At 68.7% G+C, this 23,763-nt stretch carries 24 protein-coding genes and 1 pseudogene; 14 read left to right on the forward strand and 11 right to left on the reverse strand.

Annotated features, from left to right (window positions below):
• The first annotated feature begins 66 nt into the window (after positions 1-66).
• The 3 genes from A5787_RS07720 to A5787_RS07730 all read left to right on the forward strand — a co-directional run bounded on the left by A5787_RS07720 (position 67) and on the right by A5787_RS07730 (position 3,392).
• Positions 67-1,206 (forward strand): NAD(P)/FAD-dependent oxidoreductase, encoded by a 1,140-nt coding sequence (locus A5787_RS07720; RefSeq protein ID WP_066964089.1) that lies wholly within the window; start codon positions 67-69, stop codon positions 1,204-1,206.
• Positions 1,207-1,314: 108 nt separating this feature from the next.
• Positions 1,315-2,025, forward strand: a complete 711-nt coding sequence (prrA, locus tag A5787_RS07725; RefSeq protein ID WP_156763814.1) for a two-component system response regulator PrrA — start codon at positions 1,315-1,317, stop codon at positions 2,023-2,025.
• 26 nt (positions 2,026-2,051) lie between these two features.
• Entirely contained in the window at positions 2,052-3,392 is a 1,341-nt protein-coding gene (locus A5787_RS07730) for a HAMP domain-containing sensor histidine kinase (RefSeq protein ID WP_066964095.1), read from the forward strand.
• A gap of 73 nt (positions 3,393-3,465) precedes the next feature.
• On the opposite strand, the pseudogene A5787_RS26480 reads toward A5787_RS07730, so the two are convergent.
• The 3 genes and pseudogenes from A5787_RS26480 to A5787_RS07740 form a co-directional block, all read right to left on the reverse strand.
• Positions 3,466-3,687: pseudogene (locus A5787_RS26480) on the reverse strand (hypothetical protein); the annotation flags it as partial.
• Positions 3,688-5,195: 1,508 nt separating this feature from the next.
• A complete protein-coding gene (locus A5787_RS27655) occupies positions 5,196-5,345 on the reverse strand; it encodes a hypothetical protein (protein WP_197506983.1) in 150 nt (49 codons plus the stop codon).
• A 10-nt stretch (positions 5,346-5,355) separates the two neighbouring features.
• Positions 5,356-6,327 (reverse strand): OmpA family protein, encoded by a 972-nt coding sequence (locus A5787_RS07740; RefSeq protein WP_369829092.1) that lies wholly within the window; start codon positions 6,325-6,327, stop codon positions 5,356-5,358.
• Between the two features lie 104 nt (positions 6,328-6,431).
• On the opposite strand from A5787_RS07740, the gene A5787_RS07745 reads away from it, so the two are divergent.
• Positions 6,432-6,695 (forward strand): DUF2630 family protein, encoded by a 264-nt coding sequence (locus A5787_RS07745; protein ID WP_066964104.1) that lies wholly within the window; start codon positions 6,432-6,434, stop codon positions 6,693-6,695.
• Positions 6,692-8,260, forward strand: a complete 1,569-nt coding sequence (locus tag A5787_RS07750) for an NAD(P)/FAD-dependent oxidoreductase (protein WP_156763815.1) — start codon at positions 6,692-6,694, stop codon at positions 8,258-8,260. The genes A5787_RS07745 and A5787_RS07750 overlap by 4 nt, the downstream gene beginning before the upstream one ends.
• Here A5787_RS07750 and A5787_RS07755 read toward each other — a convergent pair.
• Together A5787_RS07755 and pdxH are read right to left on the reverse strand one after the other, a co-directional pair.
• Entirely contained in the window at positions 8,247-9,542 is a 1,296-nt protein-coding gene (locus A5787_RS07755) for a citrate synthase (RefSeq protein WP_066964110.1), read from the reverse strand. The two genes, A5787_RS07750 and A5787_RS07755, sit on opposite strands and share 14 nt — an antisense overlap.
• A gap of 198 nt (positions 9,543-9,740) precedes the next feature.
• On the reverse strand, positions 9,741-10,367 hold the full coding sequence (gene pdxH, locus A5787_RS07760) for a pyridoxamine 5'-phosphate oxidase (protein ID WP_066964112.1): 627 nt from the start codon (positions 10,365-10,367) through the stop codon (positions 9,741-9,743).
• A 116-nt stretch (positions 10,368-10,483) separates the two neighbouring features.
• On the opposite strand from pdxH, the gene A5787_RS07765 reads away from it, so the two are divergent.
• Together A5787_RS07765 and A5787_RS07770 are read left to right on the forward strand one after the other, a co-directional pair.
• On the forward strand, positions 10,484-11,602 hold the full coding sequence (locus tag A5787_RS07765) for a citrate synthase 2 (protein ID WP_066964114.1): 1,119 nt from the start codon (positions 10,484-10,486) through the stop codon (positions 11,600-11,602).
• A 190-nt stretch (positions 11,603-11,792) separates the two neighbouring features.
• A complete protein-coding gene (locus A5787_RS07770; protein WP_066964117.1) occupies positions 11,793-12,248 on the forward strand; it encodes a VOC family protein in 456 nt (151 codons plus the stop codon).
• Here the strand turns inward: A5787_RS07770 and A5787_RS07775 are convergent.
• Positions 12,245-13,933: an FAD-dependent oxidoreductase gene (locus A5787_RS07775; protein ID WP_066964120.1), complete on the reverse strand. Its 1,689-nt coding sequence runs from the start codon at positions 13,931-13,933 to the stop codon at positions 12,245-12,247. The genes A5787_RS07770 and A5787_RS07775 overlap by 4 nt on opposite strands.
• An 18-nt stretch (positions 13,934-13,951) precedes the next feature.
• Positions 13,952-14,977 (reverse strand): diiron oxygenase, encoded by a 1,026-nt coding sequence (locus A5787_RS07780; RefSeq protein ID WP_066964122.1) that lies wholly within the window; start codon positions 14,975-14,977, stop codon positions 13,952-13,954.
• Between the two features lie 199 nt (positions 14,978-15,176).
• Here A5787_RS07780 and serC point away from each other — a divergent pair, with 199 nt between their 5' ends.
• Entirely contained in the window at positions 15,177-16,295 is a 1,119-nt protein-coding gene (serC, locus tag A5787_RS07785) for a phosphoserine transaminase (RefSeq protein WP_066964125.1), read from the forward strand.
• A 121-nt stretch (positions 16,296-16,416) separates the two neighbouring features.
• Entirely contained in the window at positions 16,417-17,202 is a 786-nt protein-coding gene (sepH, locus tag A5787_RS07790) for a septation protein SepH (RefSeq protein ID WP_066964127.1), read from the forward strand.
• Between the two features lie 4 nt (positions 17,203-17,206).
• Here the strand turns inward: sepH and A5787_RS07795 are convergent, their stop codons facing one another.
• From A5787_RS07795 to A5787_RS07805, 3 genes are read right to left on the reverse strand one after another with little or no spacing between them, the layout of a single operon-like run.
• Complete coding sequence (locus A5787_RS07795; protein WP_066964164.1) at positions 17,207-17,476, reverse strand: DUF2537 domain-containing protein; 270 nt, start codon at positions 17,474-17,476, stop codon at positions 17,207-17,209.
• On the reverse strand, positions 17,473-18,297 hold the full coding sequence (locus tag A5787_RS07800) for an RNA methyltransferase (protein ID WP_066964130.1): 825 nt from the start codon (positions 18,295-18,297) through the stop codon (positions 17,473-17,475). The genes A5787_RS07795 and A5787_RS07800 overlap by 4 nt, the downstream gene beginning before the upstream one ends.
• Positions 18,294-18,725 (reverse strand): MarR family transcriptional regulator, encoded by a 432-nt coding sequence (locus tag A5787_RS07805; protein WP_066964133.1) that lies wholly within the window; start codon positions 18,723-18,725, stop codon positions 18,294-18,296. The genes A5787_RS07800 and A5787_RS07805 overlap by 4 nt, the downstream gene beginning before the upstream one ends.
• 121 nt (positions 18,726-18,846) lie before the next feature.
• Between A5787_RS07805 and A5787_RS07810 the strand changes: the two genes are divergently transcribed.
• Positions 18,847-19,122 (forward strand): DUF2530 domain-containing protein, encoded by a 276-nt coding sequence (locus tag A5787_RS07810; protein WP_066964167.1) that lies wholly within the window; start codon positions 18,847-18,849, stop codon positions 19,120-19,122.
• Positions 19,123-19,145: 23 nt separating this feature from the next.
• Positions 19,146-19,601, forward strand: coding sequence for an SRPBCC family protein (locus A5787_RS07815; protein WP_066964136.1), 456 nt, complete (start codon positions 19,146-19,148; stop codon positions 19,599-19,601).
• Here the strand turns inward: A5787_RS07815 and A5787_RS07820 are convergent.
• On the reverse strand, positions 19,598-20,491 hold the full coding sequence (locus tag A5787_RS07820; protein ID WP_066964139.1) for a DUF3027 domain-containing protein: 894 nt from the start codon (positions 20,489-20,491) through the stop codon (positions 19,598-19,600). The two genes, A5787_RS07815 and A5787_RS07820, sit on opposite strands and share 4 nt — an antisense overlap.
• 119 nt (positions 20,492-20,610) lie before the next feature.
• Here A5787_RS07820 and A5787_RS07825 point away from each other — a divergent pair, with 119 nt between their 5' ends.
• The 3 genes from A5787_RS07825 to A5787_RS07835 all read left to right on the forward strand — a co-directional run bounded on the left by A5787_RS07825 (position 20,611) and on the right by A5787_RS07835 (position 23,750).
• The gene (locus A5787_RS07825) at positions 20,611-22,278 is read left to right on the forward strand and encodes an MFS transporter (protein WP_066964141.1); all 1,668 of its coding nucleotides are present in this window, start codon (positions 20,611-20,613) and stop codon (positions 22,276-22,278) included.
• A complete protein-coding gene (locus A5787_RS07830; protein WP_369829091.1) occupies positions 22,275-22,778 on the forward strand; it encodes a DUF2771 domain-containing protein in 504 nt (167 codons plus the stop codon). The genes A5787_RS07825 and A5787_RS07830 overlap by 4 nt, the downstream gene beginning before the upstream one ends.
• Positions 22,779-22,883: 105 nt before the next feature.
• Positions 22,884-23,750 carry an endonuclease domain-containing protein gene (locus A5787_RS07835; RefSeq protein WP_066964144.1) on the forward strand — a complete coding sequence of 289 codons (867 nt, stop codon included), beginning with the start codon at positions 22,884-22,886 and terminating at the stop codon, positions 23,748-23,750.
• The last annotated feature ends 13 nt before the right edge of the window (positions 23,751-23,763 follow it).

The raw sequence follows: 23,763 nt of genomic DNA on the forward strand, positions 1-23,763 counted from the left end.
TGCGCTAGGCCGCGCCAGCATGAAGTTATGCCAACAAGCGTTGACTTGAAACGAGAGGAGCCCACCATGAAAGACACCGACGTCCTGGTGGTCGGCGCCGGGCCCACCGGCCTCGCGCTCGGCGCTTCGCTGATCGCCCGCGGGGTGCGCACGGTCCTGGTGGACAGGCTGGCCGAGGGGCAGAACACCACCCGCGCGGCCGCGGTGAACGCCCGCACCCTGGAGGTGCTCGAGGATCTCGACGTGGCCCGGCGCATGGTCAACGCGGGGCTGATCGCGCCGCGATTCACGATCCGGCAGGGCCGGGGCATCCTCATGCCCGTCGACTTCAGCGAGCTGCCGACGAAGCATCCGTACACCTTGATGCTCTCGCAGGCCGACACCGAACGGCTGCTGCTCGAGCGCCTGCACGAACTGGGCGGCGAGGTGATCCGGCCCAAGACCTTGAGCCGCCTCACCCCGGTTACCGACGGCGTCACCGCCACATTCGAGGACGGCGAGACCATCCGGGCCGGCTATGTCGTCGGGGCCGACGGCATGCACAGCACGGTCCGCGAACACGCCGGAATCGGTTTCACCGGCGGCGAATTCACCGAATCGTTCGCACTCGCCGACGTCCGGCTGGCCGGCGAGGCGCCCCGCGACGAGGTGATCCTGTTCTACGCCCGGGAAGGCCTGAACGTGCTGGCGCCGCTGCCCGGCGACATCTTCCGCATCGTCGCTCCGATCGCGGACGCACCGAAGGAACCCTCGGCGGAATTCGTCCAGGGCCTGCTGGACACCCGGGGCTTCGGGCCCGGCGAGTTGAAGGTCACCGAGTTGCTGTGGGGGACGCGGTTCCACATCCACCACCGCGTCGCCGACAGCTACCGGGCCGGCCGACTGCTGCTTGCCGGCGACGCCGCCCACGTGCACAGCCCCGCCGGCGGCCAGGGCATGAACCTTGGCATCGCCGACGCGATTTCGTTGGCCGGCGCGCTCGCGGAGGTCCTGCGCGGGGGTTCCGACGCCGCGCTGGACGCCTACGCCGCCGCCCAGCGCGGGCGGGCCGAGCAGGTGCTCAAACTGACCGGGAGGCTGACCCGCATCTCCACCCTGCCCCGCCCCCTGCGGCCGATCCGCAATTCGGGAATGCGCCTGGCCGCTCGCGTCCCCGGCGTGCGACGCCAGCTGGCAGTGCAGCTGAGCGGCCTGGGGCGCCGTTGACAACGGCGAGCTGGCGCAAAAGTCCCTAATCGGGACCGCTTTAGGGGGCAGTTGCGTCCGCTCGCGCCAAGTCGCGCCTCCCACCGCCGAAAGCAGCGATCCGGCACAATGGGCCGCATGGACACTGGTGCCACCTCGCCTCGGGTGTTGGTCGTTGACGACGACTCCGACGTGCTCGCCTCGCTGGAACGTGGCCTGCGCCTCTCCGGTTTCGAGGTGTCGACGGCGGTCGACGGCGCCGAGGCCTTGCGCAGCGCCACCGAGACGCGCCCAGACGCGATCGTGCTCGACATCAACATGCCCGTCCTGGACGGCGTCAGCGTCGTCACGGCGCTGAGAGCGATGGACAACGATGTGCCTGTCTGTGTGCTGTCCGCCCGCAGCTCAGTCGACGACCGGGTGGCGGGGCTCGAGGCCGGCGCCGACGACTACCTGGTCAAGCCCTTCGTGCTGGCCGAGCTGGTCGCGCGGGTCAAGGCGCTGTTGCGCCGCCGCGGGTCCACCGCGTCGTCGTCCTCGGAAACCATCACCGTCGGGCCCCTGGAGGTGGACATCCCCGGCCGCCGGGCCCGCGTCAACGGCGTCGACGTCGACCTGACCAAGCGGGAGTTCGACCTGCTGGCGGTGCTGGCCGAGCACAAGACCGCGGTGCTGTCCCGCGCGCAGCTGCTGGAGCTGGTGTGGGGGTACGACTTCGCCGCCGACACCAACGTCGTCGACGTGTTCATCGGCTACCTGCGCCGCAAGCTGGAGGCAAACGGCGGCCCGCGGCTGCTGCACACCGTCCGCGGAGTCGGGTTTGTGCTGCGAATGCAGTAGCCATGCAGTGAACAGGTGACACCGTCATGAAGATCCTGTCCCGGATTTTCGCCCGTACGCCCTCGCTGCGGACCCGGGTGGTACTCGCGACGGCCATCGGCGCCGCGATTCCGGTGCTCATCGTCGGCGCCGTGGTCTGGGTTGGAATCACCAACGACCGTAAGGAACGGCTCGACCGCCGGCTCGACGAGGCGGCCGGTTTCGCGATCCCCTTCCTGCCCCGCGGCCTCGACGAAATCCCGCGTTCGCCCAACGATCGCGACGCCATCATGACGATTCGCCGCGGCAACCTGGTCAAGTCGAATTCCGACGTCACGCTGCCCAAGCTGGACGTCGACTATGGCGACACCTACGTCAACGGGGTGCGTTACCGGGTCCGGACGGTGGAGATTCCCGGACCCGGGCCGAGTTCGCTCGCCGTCGGCGCGACGTACGACGCCACCATGGCCGAGACCAATAACCTGCACCGCCGCGTGATGCTGATCTGCGGATTCGCGATCGGCGCGGCGGCGGTGTTCGCGTGGCTGCTGGCCGTGTTCGCGGTGCGCCCGTTCAAACAGCTCGCCCAGCAGACCCGATTGATCGACGCCGGAGACGAGGCGCCGCGCGTCGAAGTGCACGGTGCCAGCGAGGCCGTCGAGATCGCCGAGGCGATGCGAGGCATGCTGCAGCGCATCTGGGACGAGCAGATCCGGACCAAGGAGGCGCTCGAATCGGCGCGCGACTTCGCTGCGGTGTCCTCCCACGAGCTGCGCACCCCGCTCACGGCGATGCGCACCAACCTCGAGGTGCTGTCCACCCTGGACCTGGCCGATGACCAGCGCAAGGAAGTGCTCAACGACGTCATCCGCACCCAGTCGCGCATCGAGGCCACCCTGAGCGCGCTGGAGCGGTTGGCCCAGGGCCAGCTGTCGACGTCGGACGATCAGGTGCCGGTCGACATCACTGAGTTGCTCGACCGCGCCGCGCACGACGCCATGCGCGTCTATCCGGAACTCGAAGTGTCGCTGGTGCCGTCGCCGACCTGCATCATCGTGGGGCTGCCGGCCGGGTTGCGGCTGGCGGTCGACAACGCGATCGCCAACGCCGTCAAACACGGTGGCGCGACCCGGGTTCAGCTGTCGGCGGTCAGCTCGCGGGCCGGGGTGGAAATCGCAGTGGACGACAACGGCAGCGGGGTTCCGGAGGCCGAGCGCCACGTGGTGTTCGAGCGGTTCTCGCGGGGGTCGACCGCCTCGCATTCGGGCTCGGGCCTGGGGCTGGCGTTGGTGGCCCAGCAGGCCCACCTGCACGGCGGGACGGCCTCGCTGGAGGACAGCCCCCTGGGCGGCGCGCGCCTGCTGCTGCGCATCCCCGCGCCGAGCTGACGCTGCGCCGAACGTCGAGTTGTTGCGCGAAATCACGCCCTTTTGGCGCAATAACTCCACGTTCGGCCGCGGGTCACTTCCTCGAACTCTTGCGCCACGGCGTGAAACAGGCCCGCGCCGCGGACTCTTCGTCCTTGAACCAGACCTGGGCGACGGTCGGGTCGTAGGTCTCGTCCTCGGGCGTGTAGTAAAGCCGGGTGTCCGAACGCCCCTTCACCAGCCAACCCGCCGGTCCGCCGCCGTCCGGGGTGGCGCGGGCCGAACCCGGGCCGTAGGGCTCGTACGGCAAGACTGGCGTCCACGAGCTGGGCGACTCCGCGGCGGCCGGCAGCTTCTTCGGCGGCGGACGCATGCCGGCCGGCGCCTTTTTCACCGGGCGCCCCTTGACGCCCGGATCCCTCTTGCCGGGCGGAATCCTCTTGCCGGGTGGGACCTTCCGCGGCGGCGCCTTCCGCGCTCCCGGAACCCTCTTTGGCGGTACCCCTTTGGCCGGCGGGCGTGCCTTCTTCGGCGCGGCCTTCTTCGGGGCCGGGCGCTCGGCCTTCACCTCTTGGGCCGCCGCGGCCCTCTTGGCCAGGAACCGCCTGATGAACGAGAACCTAGTCTTGGGCGGCTTTTCCGCTTCCAGAGGCGTCGTGGGCTCGTCCACGACGGGGATCTCAGTGGTCAGCGACTCGTCCGCGTCGGGAGGCTCAGCGGCCGCCGATTCTTCCGCGACGGGGATCTCAGTGGTCAGCGACTCGTCCGCGTCGGAAAGCTCAACGGCCGTGGGTTCTTCCGCGACGGGAAGCTCCGTCGGCGGCTCTTGCTCGACCGGAATGATTGGCGTCGGTTGTTCTTGCTCCGCAGGAATCTCCTGGGCCCTCAACTCTTCAGCGACGGAGACCTCGGCAGTCGAAGGCTCCTCCGCGACGGGAAGCTCCGCGGCCGAAGGCTCATCCACGACCGGAAGCTCCGCGGCCGGCGGCTCTGGCTCCACCACGACCGGAAGCTCCGCGGCCGAAGGCTCCTCCGCGACCGGAAGCTCAGCGGCCGTGGGTTCTTCCGCGACGGGAAGCTCCGCGGCCGGCGGCTCTGGCTCCACCGGGATTGCAATCGTCGGGTGTTCTCGCTCCGCGGGGAGATCCGTGACCGGCAACTTTTCGGCGACGGAGATCTCAGTGGCCGGTCGTTCCTCCACGATCGGAAGCTCCGCAGCCGATGGCTCATCCACGACCGGAAGCTCCGCGGCAGGCGGCTCTTGCTCCACCGGAATGATTGGCGTCGGGTGTTTTCGCACAGCGAGGAGGTCCATGACCGGCGATGCTTTGGCGACGGGGACCTCGGCAGCCGAAGGCTCGTCCTCGACAGGAGGCTCCGCGGCCGGCGGCTTTTGCTCCACCGGGATTGCGAGCGTCGGGTGTTCCTCAACCGGGATCATCGTCACGGGTTGTTCTTGCTCGACGGGAGTCTCCCCCGCCAGTGACTCATCCGTGACTGGAAGCTCCGCCGCCGGCTCTTGCTCCACCGGGATCGCGGTCGTCGGGGGTTCCTCGACGGGAATCACAGCCGTCGGCGAGTCCTGCTCGACGGGGATCGTGGTTGTCAGCGGGTCGTCGTCGGCCGGGACATCGATCGCGAAGAACTCATACGGGGCCGGAATCCTCGTCGTGGGGGGCTCGGGCTCGACATCCGCGGCGGCTGCCAACCCATCCGCCCGGGCCGCCGCCGGTATCGGACGTTTGACGGGGCGCACCGCGAGCGCGAGCGTCAACGCCAAACCCATCACGAACGACAGGCCGAAGAGCAACCAGTGCACGTGGCTCATCGCTCGCGACCTGTTCCGCGACCCGAGGCGGCAGGAACTTCGTCAACGTCGACGCGTTTGTTCATGATGTTGGCGATCACCCGCGCAACGGCCGAACCCGCCACGAAAGCGACGAGGTACCACAACCACTGGATCACGAAATCCATGCCGGTCTCCTTAACTGACAACGATTTCGACGCGACGGTTCTTGGCTCGGCCCTCCGCCGTGTCGTTGGACGCGATGGGGTTCACCGAACCAAGGCCCTTGACGACAAGCTGGGGGCCTGCGACGCCATGGGCGACAAGAAAATCGGCGACCTTTTGGGCCCGCTGGGTGCTCAATGGAATGTTGATCGCCTCGACGCCCGAATTGTCGGCGTAGCCGTTGAGCGTCACATGCGCGGCCGGACACGCCTTGAGCTTGTCCGACACCTGGGCCAGTATCGGCTCCTCGGCCGCGGTCAGGCTGAATCCGTCATTTGCGAACGTAATCGGACCGCCCATCACAGCGGTGATCGCCACTTGCAGGTCGTTGCACTGCATGGCGGCGGGCGCCGCGGGGGGCGGGGCCTGGCCGTTAATGACAAGCTTGTCAACGACGTTGAGATTGGACCAGATGCGCACCGCTTCCAGGTGGACGGTGTTGTTTTGGTCTTGCGATGCGGCGGTGCCGGCCAAGGTGATGGTGTCCCCGCTCACCGTGAGACTGAAATCGGGAATCGGGGCGCTGTCTTTGAAAAATGGTCCCGCTTTTGCGAAGTCGAGCGCGTCGATATTGGGATTGATGCGTATTTGGTCGACGATGTTGACGCCCGGCGGCAGCGCCCCATTAAGAGCCCTCAGCAACGCGGCTTTCGCGGAGTCGTCGGGGAAATCCCCGCTGAGGGTAAAGCTATTGCCGTTGCGGGTAATTGAGAGCGGCGCCAGGGACAGCTTCGGAGCGGCGGCCCTGCTCGTCGGCGCCGCACCGGCCGGGCCATGAGCGGATCGGGGTCGCTCGAACCCGCCGTAACCGATTGCCGCAATCAGCAACGGAATAACCATGACAGCAATCATCCATGGAAGGCCGAGCGAGTGCTCGCGCAATTCCGGATCCGATCCCAAGTCGGTATCTGCGGGCGCTTGCCGCAAATCCACCCCTAACCCCACTATGGCCCCCTCGGTCATTAGCCACCCGCACTTTCGTTTTGCAGGCGATATGCAGCCTACCGATTCGACGCGGCGGCGCCCGCAGGGTCGGGCACACTGGAGCGATGGGAAACGGCAGAAAACCGACCGACAGCGAAACCCTGGCTTACATCCGCAGCCTCGTCGACGAGGAGAAAACGCTGCGGTCGCAGCTGCAGCAGGGCGAGATCAGCACGTCGGAGGAGCAGGATCGCCTGCGCCGAGTCGAAGTCGAGCTCGACCAGTGCTGGGACCTGCTGCGGCAGCGCCGCGCGCTGCGCGAAACCGGCGGTGACCCGCGCGAGGCGCAGGTGCGCCCGCCCGACGAGGTCGAGGGCTACCTGAACTGAGCGACGTCGACGCCTTCGATGCCATAGTCGTCGGTGGCGGCCACAACGGGCTGGTCGCGGCCGGCTATCTGGCCCGGGCGGGCCTGCGGGTGCGGTTGCTGGAGCGGCTGGACCGGCTCGGCGGGGCCGCGGTTTCGGCGCAGGCCTTCGACGGCGTCGGGGTTCGGTTGTCGCGCTACTCCTACCTGATCAGCCTGCTGCCGGCCCGCATCCTCGACGATCTGGGCGCCGCGGTGCGGCTGGCCCGCCGCCCGTATTCGTCATACACACCTGATCCCGGCACCGGCGGCCGCAGCGGGCTGCTGGTCGGGCGCCCCGGGACGTTCGGCGCCATCGGCGCCGCCGAAGACGAGGGCCGTTTCGCCGCCTTTTACCAACGCTGCCGGGTGGTGACCGAACGGCTCTGGCCGACGCTGCTCCAGCCGCTGCGCACCCGCGAGCAGGCCCGCCGGCACGTGATCGACGGCGGCGATGCCGACGCGGCGGCCGCGTGGCGTGCCATGGTTGACGAGCCGATCGGCCGCGCCATCACCGACGCGGTGGGCAACGACCTGGTCCGCGGCGTCATCGCGACCGACGCGCTGATCGGCACATTCGCCCCCCTCGGCGACCCTTCGCTGCGGCAGAACATCTGCTTCCTCTATCACGTGCTGGGTGGCGGCACCGGGGACTGGGACGTGCCCGTCGGCGGGATGGGCGCGCTGACCGCGGCCCTGGCGTCGGCGAACTGCGGTAACGGCGCCGAAATAATCACCGGCGCAGACGTTTTCGCGGTCGATCCCGACGGTCGGGTGCACTACCGCTGCGGCGAGAAAGAGCACGCGGTCCGGGGCCGGTTCGTGTTGGCCGGCGTCACACCGACGGTCCTGTCCGGCCTGCTCGGCGAGCGGCCGGCACCCCCGGCCCAGGGCGCACAGGTGAAGGTGAACATGGTGCTGCGCCGCCTGCCCCGGTTGCGCGACGGCGGCGTCACACCCGAGCAGGCGTTCGCCGGGACGTTTCACGCGAACGAGACCTGGACCCAACTGGGCAGCGCGTACTCGCGCGCGCTCGGCGGGCACATCCCGAATCCGCTGCCCTGCGAAGCGTATTGCCATTCGCTGACCGATCCGAGCATCCTGTCGGCGGAGCTGGCCCGGTCCGGCGCCCACACGATGACGGTGTTCGGCCTGCACACCCCGCACTCGCTGTTCGACGGCAGCTACTCCGGCGCCCTGCGTGACCGACTGACGGAATCGGTGCTGGCGTCACTGAATTCCGTTCTGGCGGAGCCGATTCAGGATGTTCTGATGAACGATGCGCAGGGCCGGCCGTGCATCGAGACGACGACCACCCTGGACTTGCACCGCAACCTGGGCATGACCGCGGGCAACATCTTCCACGGCGGCCTGACGTGGCCGTTCGCCGACGACGACGACCCCCTGGACACACCGGCGCGGCAATGGGGGGTCGCCACCGCGCATGATCGAATCATGTTGTGCGGCTCGGGCGCCCGCCGCGGCGGAGCGGTCTCGGGCATCGGCGGCCACAACGCCGCGATGGCGGTGCTGGCTAGCGGTCGTTGATGGTGGCGTAGTCGCGCTCGGTGTACCCGGTGTAGATCTGGCGCGGGCGGCCGATCTTGCTGTCGCCCTCGTCGTGCATCTCACGCCAGTGCGCGATCCACCCGGGCAGCCGCCCCAGCGCGAACAGCACCGTGAACATCCGGGTCGGGAAACCCAGGGCCCGGTAGATCAGGCCGGTGTAGAAGTCGACGTTGGGGTAGAGCTTGCGCTCGACGAAGTAGTCGTCGGTGAGCGCGGCCTCTTCGAGATGCTTGGCGATGTCCAGCAGGTCGTCGTCGCCGCCGAGCTTGCCCAGGATCTTGTCGGCCTGTTCCTTGACGATCCGCGCCCGCGGGTCGTAATTCTTGTAGACGCGGTGACCGAAGCCCATCAGTTTGACGCCGGCCTCGCGGTTCTTCACCTTGCGGACGAATTCGCCGACGTCGTCGTCGCTCTCGCGAATCTGCTCGAGCATTTCCAGCACCGCCTGGTTGGCGCCGCCGTGCAGCGGACCCCACAGCGCGTTGATGCCGCCGGAGATGGAGGTGAACAGGTTGGCCCGCGACGAGCCCACCAACCGCACCGTCGACGTCGAGCAGTTCTGTTCGTGGTCGGCGTGCAGGATGAACAGCATGTCCAGCGCCCGGACGATCTCGGGATCGGCGTGGTACGGCTCGGCCGGCAAGCCGAACGTCATCCGCAGGAAGTTCTCCACCAGGCTCAGCGAATTGTCCGGGTAGAGGAACGGTTGCCCGATCGACTTCTTGTAGGCGTACGCGGCGATCGTGGGCAGCTTGGCCAGCAGGCGGGTGGTCGACAGCTCGACCTGACCGTTGTCCACCGGGTCCAGGGCATCGGGGTAGTAGGAACTCAGGGCGTTCACCACACTGGACAACACCGGCATCGGGTGGGCGTTGGGCGGGAAGCCGTCGAAGAAGCGCTTCAGATCCTCGTGCAGCATGGTGTGCCGCTGGATCCGGTTGGTGAACTCGTCGAGCTGCTCCTTGTTCGGCAACTCGCCGTAGATGAGCAGGTAGCTGACCTCGATGAAGGTCGACTTCTCGGCGAGCTGCTCGATCGGATAGCCGCGGTAGCGCAGGATGCCGGCGTCGCCGTCGATGTAGGTGATGGAGCTCTTGCACGAGGCGGTGTTGACGAAGCCGTTGTCGAACGTCGTATAGCCGGTCTTGGACAACAGGGGGCCGAGCGCAATCCCGTCGGCTCCTTCGGTGGCGTGCACGACCTCAAGGTCGATCTCGCCCCCTGGGTACTTCAGAGTTGCGGTGTCGTCGGTGTCGGCCACGAGAACCCCTTTGCGCTCTGGCTGGCTTAGCTGCCCTGACTCGGTGCTTATAGGTGAAGGTAGTCGTTATCGGGACGGCGCGCCTGCCCGGGGTCGGGTCCGCCGGTCTCGCGGCCATCGGCCGGTTAAGCGACACTGAATTTGCGACGTGACGGGTGTCATACCGCGGCCCGCAGCACCGCGCCGCGCGCCGCGCGTTCAGGGCTGGAGGCGCTCGACCCGGGCGTCGGTGACGCGAATCCGGTTGTGCACCCGGTTCTCCCGGCCCTGCCAGAATTCGACCACCTCGGGCGCGAGCAGGTATCCGCCCCAGTTGGGCGGCACCGGGACGGATTCCGATTCGGCGAAGCGCGCGGTGACCTCGGCGAGCTGGTCCAGCAGCGCCGCGCGCGACGCGATCGGCCGCGATTGGTGCGACGCCCAGGCGCCCAGTTGGGAGCCGCGCGGCCGCATGTCCCAGTAGTCCTGGGTCACCTGGGGGTGCACCTTGCTCACCGGGCCGCGGATGTGGATCTGCCGTCCGAGCAGGAACCAGGGGAAGGTCGCCGACGCGTACGGCGTCGCGGCCAGCTCGGCGCCCTTGTCGGAGTCGTAGTTGGTGAAGAAAGTGATTCCGGTCTCATCAGCGCTCTTGCACAACACCGATCGGCTGACCGGCCGGCCGCCGGAGACGGTTGCCAGCACCATGGCGTTGGGCTCGGCCACGCCGGCGCGCTCGGCGTCGTCGAGCCACCTACGGAACAGCGCGAGCCACCCGTCGGCCAGCCAGTCCGCGTCCAGGTCCGGGCTGCCGTCCTTCTCGACCGACCCGTACTCCACGCGCATTCTCTCGAGGTGCTCTTTGCCTGCTCCGGGGCCCGGTAATGCCATTACGCCAACGCTACCGGGGGTTGCTACCGGCCGGTAGCGTCCGCCCGGCGGCGGGGTGCAAGAATTTCCGTATGACTGTGCCCGAGAACTTTGTCCCCGGCCTGGAGGGCGTGGTGGCGTTCACCACCGAAATTGCCGAACCGGATAAAGACGGCGGTGCGCTGCGCTACCGCGGCGTGGATATCGAGGACCTGGTCACTCAGCAGGTCACCTTCGGTGACGTGTGGGCGTTGCTGGTCGACGGCAGGTTCGGTCACGGGCTGCCGCCCGCCGAGCCCTTCCCACTGCCCATCCACACCGGCGACGTGCGGGTCGACGTGCAGGCGGGCCTGGCGATGCTGGCGCCCATCTGGGGCTACAAGCCGCTGCTGGACACCGACGAGGCCACCGCCCGCGATCAGCTGGCCCGGGCCTCGGTGATGGCCCTGTCCTATGTCGCACAGTCGGCCCGCGGCATCTACCAGCCCGCCGTGCCGCAGCGGGTCATCGACGAATGCCCAACCGTCACAGCGCGATTCATGACCCGCTGGCAGGGCGAGCCCGACCCTCGGCACGTCGAGGCCATCGACGCCTACTGGGTGTCGGCCGCCGAGCACGGCATGAACGCCTCGACGTTCACCGCGCGGGTGATCGCCTCGACCGGCGCGGACGTCGCCGCCTCGCTGTCGGGGGCGATCGGGGCGATGAGCGGCCCGCTGCACGGCGGGGCGCCGGCCAGGGTGCTGCCGATGCTCGAAGAGGTCGAGCGCACCGGCGACGCCCGCGGCCTGGTCAAGGGAATCCTGGACCGCGGCGACAAGCTGATGGGATTCGGCCACCGCGTCTACCGCGCCGAGGACCCGCGGGCGCGCGTGCTGCGGGCGGCCGCGGAGCGCCTGGGCGCCCCGCGCCACGAGGTCGCCGTCGCGCTCGAGCAGGCCGCGCTGGCAGAGCTGCGCGAGCGGCGCCCGGACCGGGCCATCGAGACCAACGTCGAGTTCTGGGCCGCGGTCATCCTGGACTTCGCGCGGGTGCCGGCCAACATGATGCCGGCGATGTTCACCTGTGGACGCACGGCGGGGTGGTGCGCCCACATCCTCGAGCAGAAACGGCTCGGCAAGCTGGTCCGCCCCTCGGCCATCTATGTGGGCCCGAGCCCGCGCAGCCCGGAAGCCGTCGAGGGCTGGGACCGGGTTCTCACCGACGCCTGATTCGCGCGAGCGTAACGCCGCCGCGAAGTTCGGCTCAATATTTCGCACTGCGGTCACGCTCGCGTCCGCTCGTTGTCGGTGCCCCGCGATTGAATGATGACGGCCGCGATGAGTTTGGGTCGCGGGCCGAGTCAATAACCGTGGGCCAGCTGCCGCCTGGCTGGCATCCGACACCGACAAGGAGAGAACCATGGCAATCAACGTCGAACCCGCCCTGTCCCCGCACCTGGTGGTGGACAACGCCGCCGCCGCGATCGACTTCTACGTCAAGGCCTTTGGCGCCGTCGAGCTCGGCCGCGTGCCCGGTCCCGACGGCAGGTTGGTCCACGCCGCGCTGAACATCAACGGCTCCACCGTGATGCTCAACGACGACTTCCCGGAAACATGCGGCGGCAAGTCGATGACACCCAAGTCCCTGGGCGGCACCCCCGTCACCATCCACCTGACGGTCACCGACGTCGACGCGAAGTTTCAGCAGGCGCTGGAGGCGGGCGCCACGGTGGTGGCCCCGCTGGACGACCAGTTCTGGGGTGACCGTTACGGCGTCGTCGCAGACCCGTTTGGCCACCACTGGTCGCTGGGGCAGCCCGTGCGCGAGGTCAGCATGGAGGAGATCTCGGCCGCGATGTCCGGGCAGCCGGGCTAAGAGTCCAGCAGCCGGGCCAGCAGCCGGTGTCGCCGCGGCGGCGCCGGCGGCGCCGCGGCGACCGCGAGCATGTCGGCGACATCGGTGAATTTGTTGCGCGGCCGCCCGTCATGGCCGCCCCGCTCGATCTCCGCGGCGTCGATCGCCCGCCATCCCGCGGAGTCGACGACATCGGGCTGGCGCCCGCGCACCAGCTCGTCCAGTGCGCCCGGCGTGGCGGCCGGGTCGGTCAGATCGCCGGCATTGAAATCAGCCACTAGGGCCTGGACGGTTTGCAGCGAGCAGGACTTGTTGGTGCCGATGAACCCGGTCGGCCCGCGCTTGATCCAACCCGCGACGTAGGCGCCGGGCACCGGACGCCCGGAGCCGGGGTCCACGACACGGCCGCCGCCGTTGGGCACGACGGCCGCCGATTCGTCGAACGGGAGACCACGAATCTCCTTGCCGCGATAGCCGATCGACGTCAGCACCACGCCGGCCTCGAGGCGGCGCACCTCCTCGGTGCCGGTGACGGTGAACTCCACGCCGGTGGCGCGCGTCTCCCCCAGCACGCGTTCCGGCGTGAGCTCGTAGGCCAGCCGGATACGCGGGCCCGACGCCGCCGCCGAACCGTCGCCCACTTTGCTCAGGATCTCCAGCTTGTTCTTGGTCAGCTGGTCGGACACGCCGGCGAGATCGCTTGCGACCCGCAGATGGTCGCCGGCGTCGAGCACGACGTCGGATGCGCCGGTGAGCCCGATCAGTTCGGGCAGCGTGAAGGCCGAATGGGCCGGCCCGCGCCGGGCCGCGATCACCACTTCGCGCACCGCGGAGCGCCGCAACGCCTCGAGCGCATGGTCGGAGATGTCGGTGCCGGCCAGGTCGTCGGGGTCCGCCGTCAGGACGCGGGCCACATCGAGAGCGACGTTGCCGTTGCCGATGATCACCACCCGTTCATGACCGAGATCGACTGGCAGATCGGTGAACTCGGGATGCCCGTTGAGCCACGCGACCAACTCGGTGGCTGTGCCGGTGCCAGGCAGACCCATGCCGTCGATGCCCAGGCGCCGATCATCGGGTGCACCCACCGCATACACCACGGCGTGATGGTGGGCCAGCAGATCCGCGTGACTCAGGTGCCTGCCGATCTCGACGTTCAGGTAGAAGCGGAAGTGCCGGTGGCCGGATATCCGGTCGAAAAGCCGGGTGACCCTTTTGGTGTTCTGGTGGTCGGGCGCCACCCCGGCGCGCACCAGGCCGTAGGGCGTCGGCAGCTTCTCAAAGACGTTGACCCGCACGCCATGTTGGGTGAGCAGCTCGTCGGCCGCGTACATCGCCGCGGGGCCCGAGCCGACAATCGCCACGGTCAATGGCCGACGGCGGGCGCGCACCTCGGCGGCGGGGATCACCGGGGCCAGCTTCGAGGTGGGCGGCAGCTTCTCGCCCTCGGGCCGCGCCGGGTAGAAGGACGCGTTGATCTCGACGAACGGCAGCTGCTTGCTGTCCAGCCGGGTGTCGGGCGCGATGGCGCCGACTGGGCACGCGCTCACGCACGCGCCGCAGTCCACGCACGCCACGGGATCGATGTAGAGCATCTCCGATGTCGCAAACCCCGGCTCGTCCGGTGACGGGTGGATGCAATTCACCGGGCACGCGAAAACACAGGACCCGTCGTTGCAGCACGACTGGGTAATAACGTGCGGCATAAAGAAACCCGCGCAGTCCTATGCGGCCGGGGCGGCGGCGAGGTGCTGGCGCTGCGGCTCGCTGCGGTAGCGCGACGGCTTGCCATTGATCTTGCAGAGGCGCCACATCAACCGGGCGGACCGCGTTTCCATCAGGCCGGTGTCGTTGGCCAGCATCCGGACATCACCAAACATGTCGCTCAACCACTTGCGCGATTCCGGGGATCGGAAGAAAAGTTCCTTCTTGACCTCGCGCGGAATGTCGAACTCGCGCCAGAAAGCCTTGGGCGGCACCACAATTGCCCGGCACAACATCTTCATGGTCAGCGGCAGGTACAGCGCCGTCCAGAACCGTTGCCGCGCAGTCAGCTCCGGCAATCGCCTGCGCAGGAATTCGTGCGCGAACGAGATGTGTCGGGCCTCCTCGGCCACGTGGATGGCCATCACCCGCTCCATGATCGGGTGCAGCGACTTGCCTTCGCGCAGCACGTTTTTCTGCGTGTGGTCGATGGGCTCCTCGCCGGCGAGCACACCGATGAAAAACGCCACCGGCAGCGGGCCCGCGACCAGCGGAACCAGCGGCGAGAGCCACTTGAGCATCCGCGGCATGCCCGGGACGTCGGCGCCGATGCGGTTCACCATCTCCTGGAACATCATGGTGTGGTTGCACTCTTCGACCGATTCGTGCAGGCAGTAGCGGTATTCGGGCGACCCGTTGGGCACCCAGAACGTGTAGTTCATCAGGCCGCGGATCAGGATCGACTCGAAGTGCAGCCCCACCTTGGCCACGTTGGCCTGGCGCCACATGCCGATCTTGATCTTGCGCTCGTCGGACTGGGCCTGGTACCAGGGATGCCGCCCCAGCGGGTCAGTCAGCGGCAGGATCCACCGCGGGTCGTCCTCGGTGACCGCGAATTCCGGTGACTCCCAGTCGATGTCGGTGTAGGGATTGAAGTTTCGCCGCACCGACCCCTCGGACAGTGTGGCAAGCATGTTCATGTACTCGGCGTCGTCGCGCACTTCCATGTTGCGTCGCCAGCGCCGGACTATTCGCGTCTTGTCCATTCCAAGCCTCCCCACCGAGGTTTACATTTGGACGTGCAATGTCCAGACAGTACCGCAGGTACCGGATATTTTCTAGACCCGTAAGAGGCACTGTGGCCTGACCGGTGGTCACGCGATCCGTGTGGCGCGGCTCACACCCCGGCCGCCCACATCAGCCCACGGCGCCGCCGCGCCCGGATCGCTCACTAGGCTGGCTGACATGGCTGACCGGCTCGACATCCCCTCCGACATCAAACCCCGCGACGGCCGCTTCGGCTGCGGCCCCTCCAAGGTCAGGCCCGAACAGCTGAAAGCGTTGACCACCACCGCCGCGCCGTTGTTCGGCACGTCGCACCGCCAAGCTCCGGTCAAGGATCTGGTGGGCCGGGTTCGCTCGGGGATTGCCGAGCTGTTCTCCGTGCCCGACGGGTATGAGGTCATTCTGGGCAACGGCGGCGCGACGGCGTTCTGGGATGCCGCCGCGTTCGGGCTGATCGACAAGCGGTCGCTGCACCTCTCCTTCGGCGAGTTCAGCGCCAAGTTCGCCTCCTCGGTCGCCAAGAACCCGTTCGTCGGCGACCCCATCGTCATCAAGTCGGATCCCGGCACCGCCCCGGAACCGCAAGCGGACCCGTCGGTCGATGCGATCGCGTGGGCGCACAACGAGACATCGACCGGGGTCGCGGTGCCGATCCACCGCCCCGCCGGCTCGGATGACGCGCTGGTCCTCATCGACGCGACCTCGGGCGCAGGCGGCCTGCCGGTCGACATCACCCAGGCGGACGCCTATTACTTCTCGCCGCAGAAGAACTTCGCCAGTGACGGCGGGCTGTGGCTGGCCGTCATGAGCCCGGCCGCGCTGGCCCGCGTCGAGTCCATCGCGTCCTCCGGTCGCTGGGTTCCCGACTTTCTGTCGCTGCCGATAGCCGTGGAAAACAGCGTGAAGAATCAGACGTACAACACCCCGGCGATCGGCACCCTGGCGCTGATGGCCGAACAGCTGGACTGGATGCTGGGCAACGGCGGCCTCGACTGGGCGGTCAAGCGCACGGCGGACTCCTCGCAGCGGTTGTACTCGTGGGCCGAGGAGCGGCCGTACACCACGCCGTTCGTCGCCGATCCCGCGTTGCGGTCTCAGGTGGTGGGCACGATCGACTTCGTCGACGAGGTCGACGCCGCGACCGTCGCCAAGACGCTCCGGGCCAACGGCATCGTCGACACCGAGCCCTACCGCAAACTGGGCCGCAACCAGTTGCGGGTGGCGATGTTCCCCGCCGTCGACCCCGACGACATCAGCGCCCTGACCCAGTGCGTCGACTGGGTCGTCGAGCGGCTTTAACTTCCGCGTCATCAGCCCGCAACCCGCCAGCGTGTCAGAGCGGGTTACCGGGGTTAGCTGCACTAGAGTGCGGACCCGAGGGGTCCGTCGCTGACCGGCGCGGAGCCTCCGAGGAGAAGCCATGCGGGAACTCAAAGTGGTTGGTCTCGATGACGAGAGCAAATACATCATCTGCGAGGGTGATGACCCCGCAGAGCGGTTCAAGCTGGTGGCCGACGACAAACTCCGGGCCGCCCTCCGCGACGACTCGCGACAGCCGGAGCAGCCGCCACTCGACATGCAAGTCACCAATATGTTGAGCCCCAAAGAGATTCAGGCCCGGATTCGCGCGGGTGCGTCCGTCGATCAGGTGGCCACGGCGTCGGGCTCCGACATTTCCCGGATCCGCCGCTTTGCTCACCCGGTGTTGCTGGAGCGCGCTCGCGCCGCCGAACTGGCAACCGCCGCGCACCCGATGCTCGCCGACGGGCCCGCCGTGCTCACGCTGCTGGAGACCGTCAGCACCGCACTGGTGGCACGCGGCCTCGAACCCGACCGGCTCAGCTGGGACGCGTGGCGCACCGAAGACGGCCGCTGGACGGTGCAGCTCGCCTGGAAGGCCGGGCGCTCGGACAACATCGCGCACTTCAGCTTCGCCCCCGGCGCCCACGGCGGAACGGTCACGGCGATCGACGATGCGGCCAGCGAGCTGATCGACCCGGAGTTCGAGCGCCCGCTGCGGCCTCTCGCCCGGGTGGCCCGCCTCGACTTCGAGCCTGCGGAAGCGCCCGCTTCCGCAGCCGAAACTACGGAACCGGCGCCAGCCGGCGCGCCACCCGAACAGCCGGTGCACACCCGGCGGGGCAAGCCGGTCATTCCGGCCTGGGAGGACGTGCTGCTCGGGGTGCGCTCAGGCGGGCATCGCTAGCCAGCTACCCGACCGTCATCGCCAGCAGCGTCAGCCACGCGCCGGCGACCCCCACGGCCGCGCCCAGTACAAACCACCGCAGCACCAGGGTGCGCCGCCAGCCCCACAACGTCGGCGCCAGACCGCCCGCCGCCACGGCGTTGAGGCCGACCGCCAGCAGCGGATGCACTCGGATCAGGCCGAGGCTGAGCACCACGACCGCGGCGCCGGTCACGGCGGCGACGAACGCGGAGACGGTCAAACCCGTTGCCCAGGGGACGGACTCGTCGCTCACCACGTGAGCCTAGCCCGCTCGTAGAACGCCAGGGCCGCTGCGGTGGCGACGTTCAGCGAGTCGGTGCCGCGCGACATCGGCACGCGCACCGGCACATCGCTGAGCCGCAGGGTCGCCGTCGTCAGCCCGGGCCCCTCGGCGCCTACCAGCACCGCGACACGCTCGTCGACGGCCGCGGCCATCGCCTCCGCCAGCGCATACGCCTCGCGCTGCGGCGTCATCGCCATGAGCCGAAATCCGGTCTCCTTCAACAACAGAAGGTCGTGAGGCCAGCTGGCTGCCCGCGCGTAGGGCACCAGCAACGCGTGCCCCATCGACACCCGCACGGCGCGACGGTAGAGCGGGTCGGCGCACCCGCTGCCGAATACCACCGCGTCCACGGCCAGCCCGGCTGCGTTGCGAAAAATCGAGCCCAGGTTCTCGTGGTCGTTGACCCCCTCGAGGACGACGACGGTGCGGGCGGACTCGACGACCTGGGCGACGCTGGGTTCCGGCACCCTCCTGGCCGCAGCGAGCACGCCGCGATTGAGGTGGAAGCCGACCACTTGCGCCATCACCTCGGCCGACGTTCGGTAGAACGGCGCCGCAGAACCGGTCAAATCGTCCTTGAGCTCGGACAGCCGGCGGTCGGTGCCCAGTAGGGCGTGCGGGGTGAATCGGGAGGTCAGCATGCGCTGCACGACCAGTACGCCTTCGGCGATCACCAGCCCTTTGCCGGTCGGCAGATCGGGACGGCGATCGACACTGTTCAGGTCGCGGAAATCGTCGAGGCGCGGGTCGCCGGGATCGGTGATGTCCTGAACATCCAAGCCGCCGGTCACGGGCTTTCGTCGACCAGCGCCAGCATCAGATCGGCGGCCTCGCGCAGGGTTTCCCGCTGCTCGCCGTCCAGTGTCGCCAGGCGCTTGGCCAGCCACTCCTGGCGCGCGCGACGGTTCGCCTTGACCAGCTCGGCGCCGGACTCGGAGACCGAGACGAGGACCTGCCTTCCGTCGACCGGGTGCGGGACGCGGTCTACCAAACCCATCTCGGCCAGCGAGGCGATCACCCGGGTCATCGATGGCGGTCGCACACGCTCGCGAATCGCCAGGGCGCCGGGGGTCATCGCGCCCTCGTTGGCCAGGGTCGCCAGCGCCGACAGCTGGGACAGCGACACCGGCGATGACGGGTTGCGGAACCGCAGTTGGCGGGCCAGCCGCATCACCGCCAGCGACAGGTCGCTGGCCAGCCGGGCGTCGCTGTCAGGCATGGCGCGAGGTTACACGGAACGCAACGGATGCGGGATACCAAGCCGCCATCCGCGGACTTTGGTCCTTACCTGCGTTCGGGCAGCTTTCGGGGCTCCGCGCCACCGGGTTATGTTGGTCGCGATGTCTGTCCAACCCGGCCCGGGCCCCGAGGCGCCACCCCTGCCGCGGGCGCTGCTCGAGGTCTGGCCCGTCGTCGTGGTCGGGTTCCTGGGCTGGCTGATCGGCGCGGCGCTCGCGTTCCTCGTGCCCGCCCTGCACAGTTGGCGCCCGGTGACGCTGGGCGGGCTGGGGGTCGGGGTGATCGGGACCAGCATCTTCGTGCTGCAGCTTGCCGCCGCCCGCCGGGGCGCCCGCGGCGCGCAGACCGGGCTGGAAACGTACCTCGACCGCCAATAGATTCGCCGCCCCGGGAGGAAACCATGGTCGCCCCGCTTCTGCAGACGCAAATCGACATCGACGCGCCCACATCGAAAGTCTGGGCTTTGATATCCGATTTCCGGCGGATGCCGGAGTGGAGCCCGCAGTGTCGGTGGATGAGGCCCTTGGGGCGGCTCCGCGCGGGCACCCGCACCCTGAACCTCAACCGTCGCAACCGCATGTTCTGGCCCACCACCTGCACGGTTGTCGAAGTCGTCCCCGAGAAGAGGCTCGCGTTCCGGGTCGACCTCAACCACACCATTTGGAGTTACGAGCTCGAGCCCAGCGGCCAGGGCACGCGGGTGATCGAGAGCCGTCACGCCGAGAACGGCGTGACCGCGTTGTCGAACCTGACGGTGAACGCGCTCCTGGGCGGGACCGCGAACTTCGAACGCGAGTTGCTCGACGGGATGAACGCCTCGCTCGCAAGCATCAAAGCCGCCGCCGAACGCGGCTAGTCGGCCGGTTCCGGCGACTCCGGCTCCACGGCCTCCGGCTCCACGGCCTCCGGTTCCGGCGACTCCGGCTCCGCAGCCTCCGGCTCGGGTGGTTCGGGCGGCGACGGGTTGTCCGCGATGTCGAGCACGCCGTCGTCGTAGGGCTCATACGCGGGCGAGCCGGTGCCGGCCGGGGTGGGTGTGTCCGAGTGGGCGCCGCAACCGTACTGCTTGTCGACGATCTGCCCGTCGGCCGACAATTCGTTGCCGCACACCCCGAACATCGCGCCCAGCGAACCGGCCAGCGGCAGGAAAAAACCACAATCGCGGCACATCCGCTTGGTGGACCGGGCCATCGTCGAGTCCGGACCGTGGTCCCCGGTGTGCCACCGCTCGGCCGCCTCGGCGCGGCCCCACGCGCTCATGACCCAGCGCCGGCCCAACCCGATCTCGGCGGCGGTCTCGTCCACCTCGGGGTCACCGCTGGCGGTGTAGCCCGGAACCAAACGTGGGTCGTCCGCCACGGGCGCCAGCAGGTCCCCGGGGCTCAGGTCGCCCGGTCGCACCCGTTGGTCCCAGGGCACCCACTCCGGCGCCAGCAGCGCCGTCGGTCCGGGGATCAGCACCACTTCGCTGATCGTGGCGTGGTCGGCGCCCGGGTGCGCGGCGACGACGGCCGCCCATTGCCACCCCTGGTAGCCGGGCAGATGCGCCAGGAAGCGGTGGGTCGCGGCGTTGGGATCCTCGAGGCTGACGCCCAGGTAGTCGCCGACGGCCTCCGCGCCGGCGAACTCCTCGACGGCCGCCCTGGCCCGGTCGGCGGCACCCGTGAGCACCGCCGCCAACTCGTCGGGCGACTCGGCCACGGTCGTCGCGGCGGGTTCCGCCAGCCCTTCCCCGGGTCCTGTCACACTGTCCCCTCTCTTGCGCTGCGTCTCTAATACTAAGGTTGGCGAGCCACGCCCGGTTGCCTGCCGGCATAAGACAGAATTGATTCGTGTCCGGACGGCGGCGTAATGCTCGGGGTCGGGTGGCCTCCAACCCGGGCCGCCACCCCCGCCCGAACGGCACGGCATCGGCCAATCAGCACCCGGGGATGGCCAACTACCCGGCCGACGACGCCGGCCGGGGCCGGTCGCGCCGTCCGCCGTCGATGCCGAGCGCGAACCGCTACCTGCCGCCGCTGGGCGAGCAGCCCGAGCCCGACCGCGGTGGCGGCGCACCCCCGCGTGGTCCCGCCGCCGGTGAACGCATCACGGTCACCCGCGCCGCGGCGATGCGGAGCCGCGAAATGGGTTCTCGCATGTACTGGATGGTGCAGCGCGCCGCCACCGCCGACGGCGCCGACAAGTCCGGCCTGACCGCCCTGACGTGGCCGGTGGTCGCCAACTTCGCGGTGGATGCCGCGATGGCCGTCGCGCTGGCGAACACGCTGTTCTTCGCCGCGGCCAGCGGGGAGAGCAAGTCCAAGGTGGCGCTGTACCTGTTGATCACCATCGCGCCGTTCGCGGTGATCGCGCCGCTCATCGGTCCGGCGCTGGACCGGCTCCAGCACGGCCGGCGCGTCGCCCTCGCGCTGTCCTTCGCGCTGCGCACCGCGCTGGCGGTGTTGCTGATCACGAACTACGACAGCACCACCGGCAGCTACCCGTCGATGGTGCTCTACCCGTGCGCGCTGGCCATGATGGTGCTCTCCAAGTCCTTCAGCGTGCTGCGCAGCGCGGTGACACCGAGGGTGATGCCGCCGACCATCGACCTGGTGCGGGTGAACTCCCGGCTGACCGTGTTCGGCCTCCTCGGCGGCACGATCGCGGGCGGCGCGATCGCGGGCGGCGTCGAATTCGTCTGCACCCATTTGTTCAAGCTGCCCGGCGCGTTGTTCGTCGTCATCGCCGTCACCATCGCCGGCGCCCTGCTGTCGATGCGGATCCCGCGCTGGGTCGAGGTGACCGCCGGTGAGGTGCCGGCCACCCTGAGCTATCGCAACGACAGCGGCCCGACGCGGCGAGGCTGGCCCGAAGAGGTCAAGAAGGTGGGCGGGACGCTTCGGCAACCGTTGGGCCGCAACATCATCACCTCGCTCTGGGGCAATTGCACCATCAAGGTGATGGTCGGCTTCCTGTTCTTGTATCCCGCGTTTGTGGCCAAGGCGCATCAATCCAACGGGTGGGCACAACTGGCCATGCTGGGCGTGATCGGCGCCGCAGCGGCGATCGGCAACTTCGCGGGCAATTTCACCAGCGCCCGCCTGAAGCTGGGCAGGCCGGCCGTGCTGGTGGTGCGCTGCACGGTCGCGGTGAGCGCGGTCGCGCTGGCGGCTTCGGTGGCGGGCACCCTGATGGCGGCCGTGATCGCCACCCTGGTCACGTCCGGGTCCAGTGCGATCGCCAAGGCCTCGCTCGATGCCTCGCTGCAACACGATCTGCCCGAGGAATCGCGCGCATCGGGATTCGGGAGATCCGAATCCACGCTGCAGCTGGCGTGGGTGCTGGGCGGGGCGCTGGGTGTGCTTGTCTACACCGAACTGTGGGTCGGCTTCACCGCCGTCAGCGCCCTGCTCATCCTCGGCCTGGCGCAGACTCTGGTCAGCTTCCGCGGCAACTCGTTGATCCCCGGCCTCGGCGGCAATCGGCCCGTCATGGTCGAACAGGAGGGCATGCGCCAGGGCTCCGGAAGGCCGGCGGCGGTGCCTGAGTGAAACGCGGTGCGGTCATGCTCGTCGCGGCCTTGGTGGCGCTGGCGTGCGTCGGGGCCGGGGTCGGAGCGTGGCTGCTGGTACGGCAGCATGGCGCGCAGCAGCCCGAGATCAGCGCCTACTCGCACGGACACCTGACCCGGGTCGGGCCGTACCTGTACTGCAATGTGCTCAACCTCAACGACTGCCAGACCCCGCAGACCCAGGGCGAGCTCCCGTTCAATGAGCGCTACCCGGTGCAACTTTCGGTCCCCGAGGCCATCGCGCGCGCGCCGTGGCGGCTGTTGCAGGTTTACGAGGATCCCGCCAACACCGCCATGACCATTTTCCGGCCGGGCAGCCGCTTCGCGGTGACCATTCCTACGGTCGACCCGCAGCGCGGGCGGCTGACCGGGATCGTCGTGCAGTTGCTGACGTTGGTGGTCGACGAAGGCCAATCGAATGACACCAGCATGGTCCGCGCCGTCCCGCACGCGGAATGGTCAGTGCGCCTGACGTCCTGACTTATTGCCGGCCGAACGTGGAGTTGTTGCGCTGAAACCGCGTGATTTCTCGCCACAAGTCGACGTTGGACCGCGGATGTCGGTGGCGACCGGCACCGTGTGCGCATGGAGATCTTGGAGTGGCCATTCAGAGGCACCGACGCGCTCGCGGCCGGAGTCCTCAACCGGCATCGGTTGCGGACCGATTTCGAGATGGTCCATCGCAACGTCTACATCCGTCGCGGCCAGAAGTTGACGCCCGTAACCCGCGCGGTGGCCGCCTGGCTGTGGTCTGCGCGGACCGCGGCCATGGCGGGGCTATCCGCTGCGGCGTTGCACCGCACGGCTTGGATCGACGACTGGCTGCCGGCCGAGCTGAACCGTCCCAGCCGCGATACAGCGCGCGGCATCATTGTGCACAGCGACACCCTGGACGACGACGAAACGTCTGTGCGCGACGGCATTCGCATGACCACGCCGGCCCGCACGGCATTCGACCTCGGAAGACGAAAAGGCCTGACTGCGGCCGTGAATAGGCTGGACGCGCTCATGCATGCGACCGGGGTGAAGGCGGCTGACATCGAGCTGGTCGCCGACCGGCATCGCGGCGCGCGCGGGTTGATTCAGTTACGACGAGCGTTGCACCTAGCCGACGCGGGCTCGGAGTCCCCGTACGAGACGAAGACCCGCCTAGCCCTCGTAGGCGCCGGGTTGCCACGGCCCCAGACCCAGATCGAGGTGCTCAACGAGTGGGGTTGGGTGATGGCCCGCATTGATATGGGATGGGAGGAGTGGAAGGTCGGCGTCGAATTCGACGGCGCGCACCATTGGACCGATCCCGCGCAGCGAAGCCGGGACATCGATCGAATGGCCGACCTCGAGGCGCATAGCTGGGCGATGGTCCGCGTCAGCGCCGAGATGATCCGTAACCGACCCGACGTCGTCGTTGCGCGCGTCCATCGCGCCTTGCTCGCGGCGGGCGGCCCGGTATGACGGACCGAACGTG

It is taken from the genome of Mycobacterium sp. 852002-50816_SCH5313054-b (genome assembly GCF_001667185.1).
Classification (GTDB): domain Bacteria; phylum Actinomycetota; class Actinomycetes; order Mycobacteriales; family Mycobacteriaceae; genus Mycobacterium.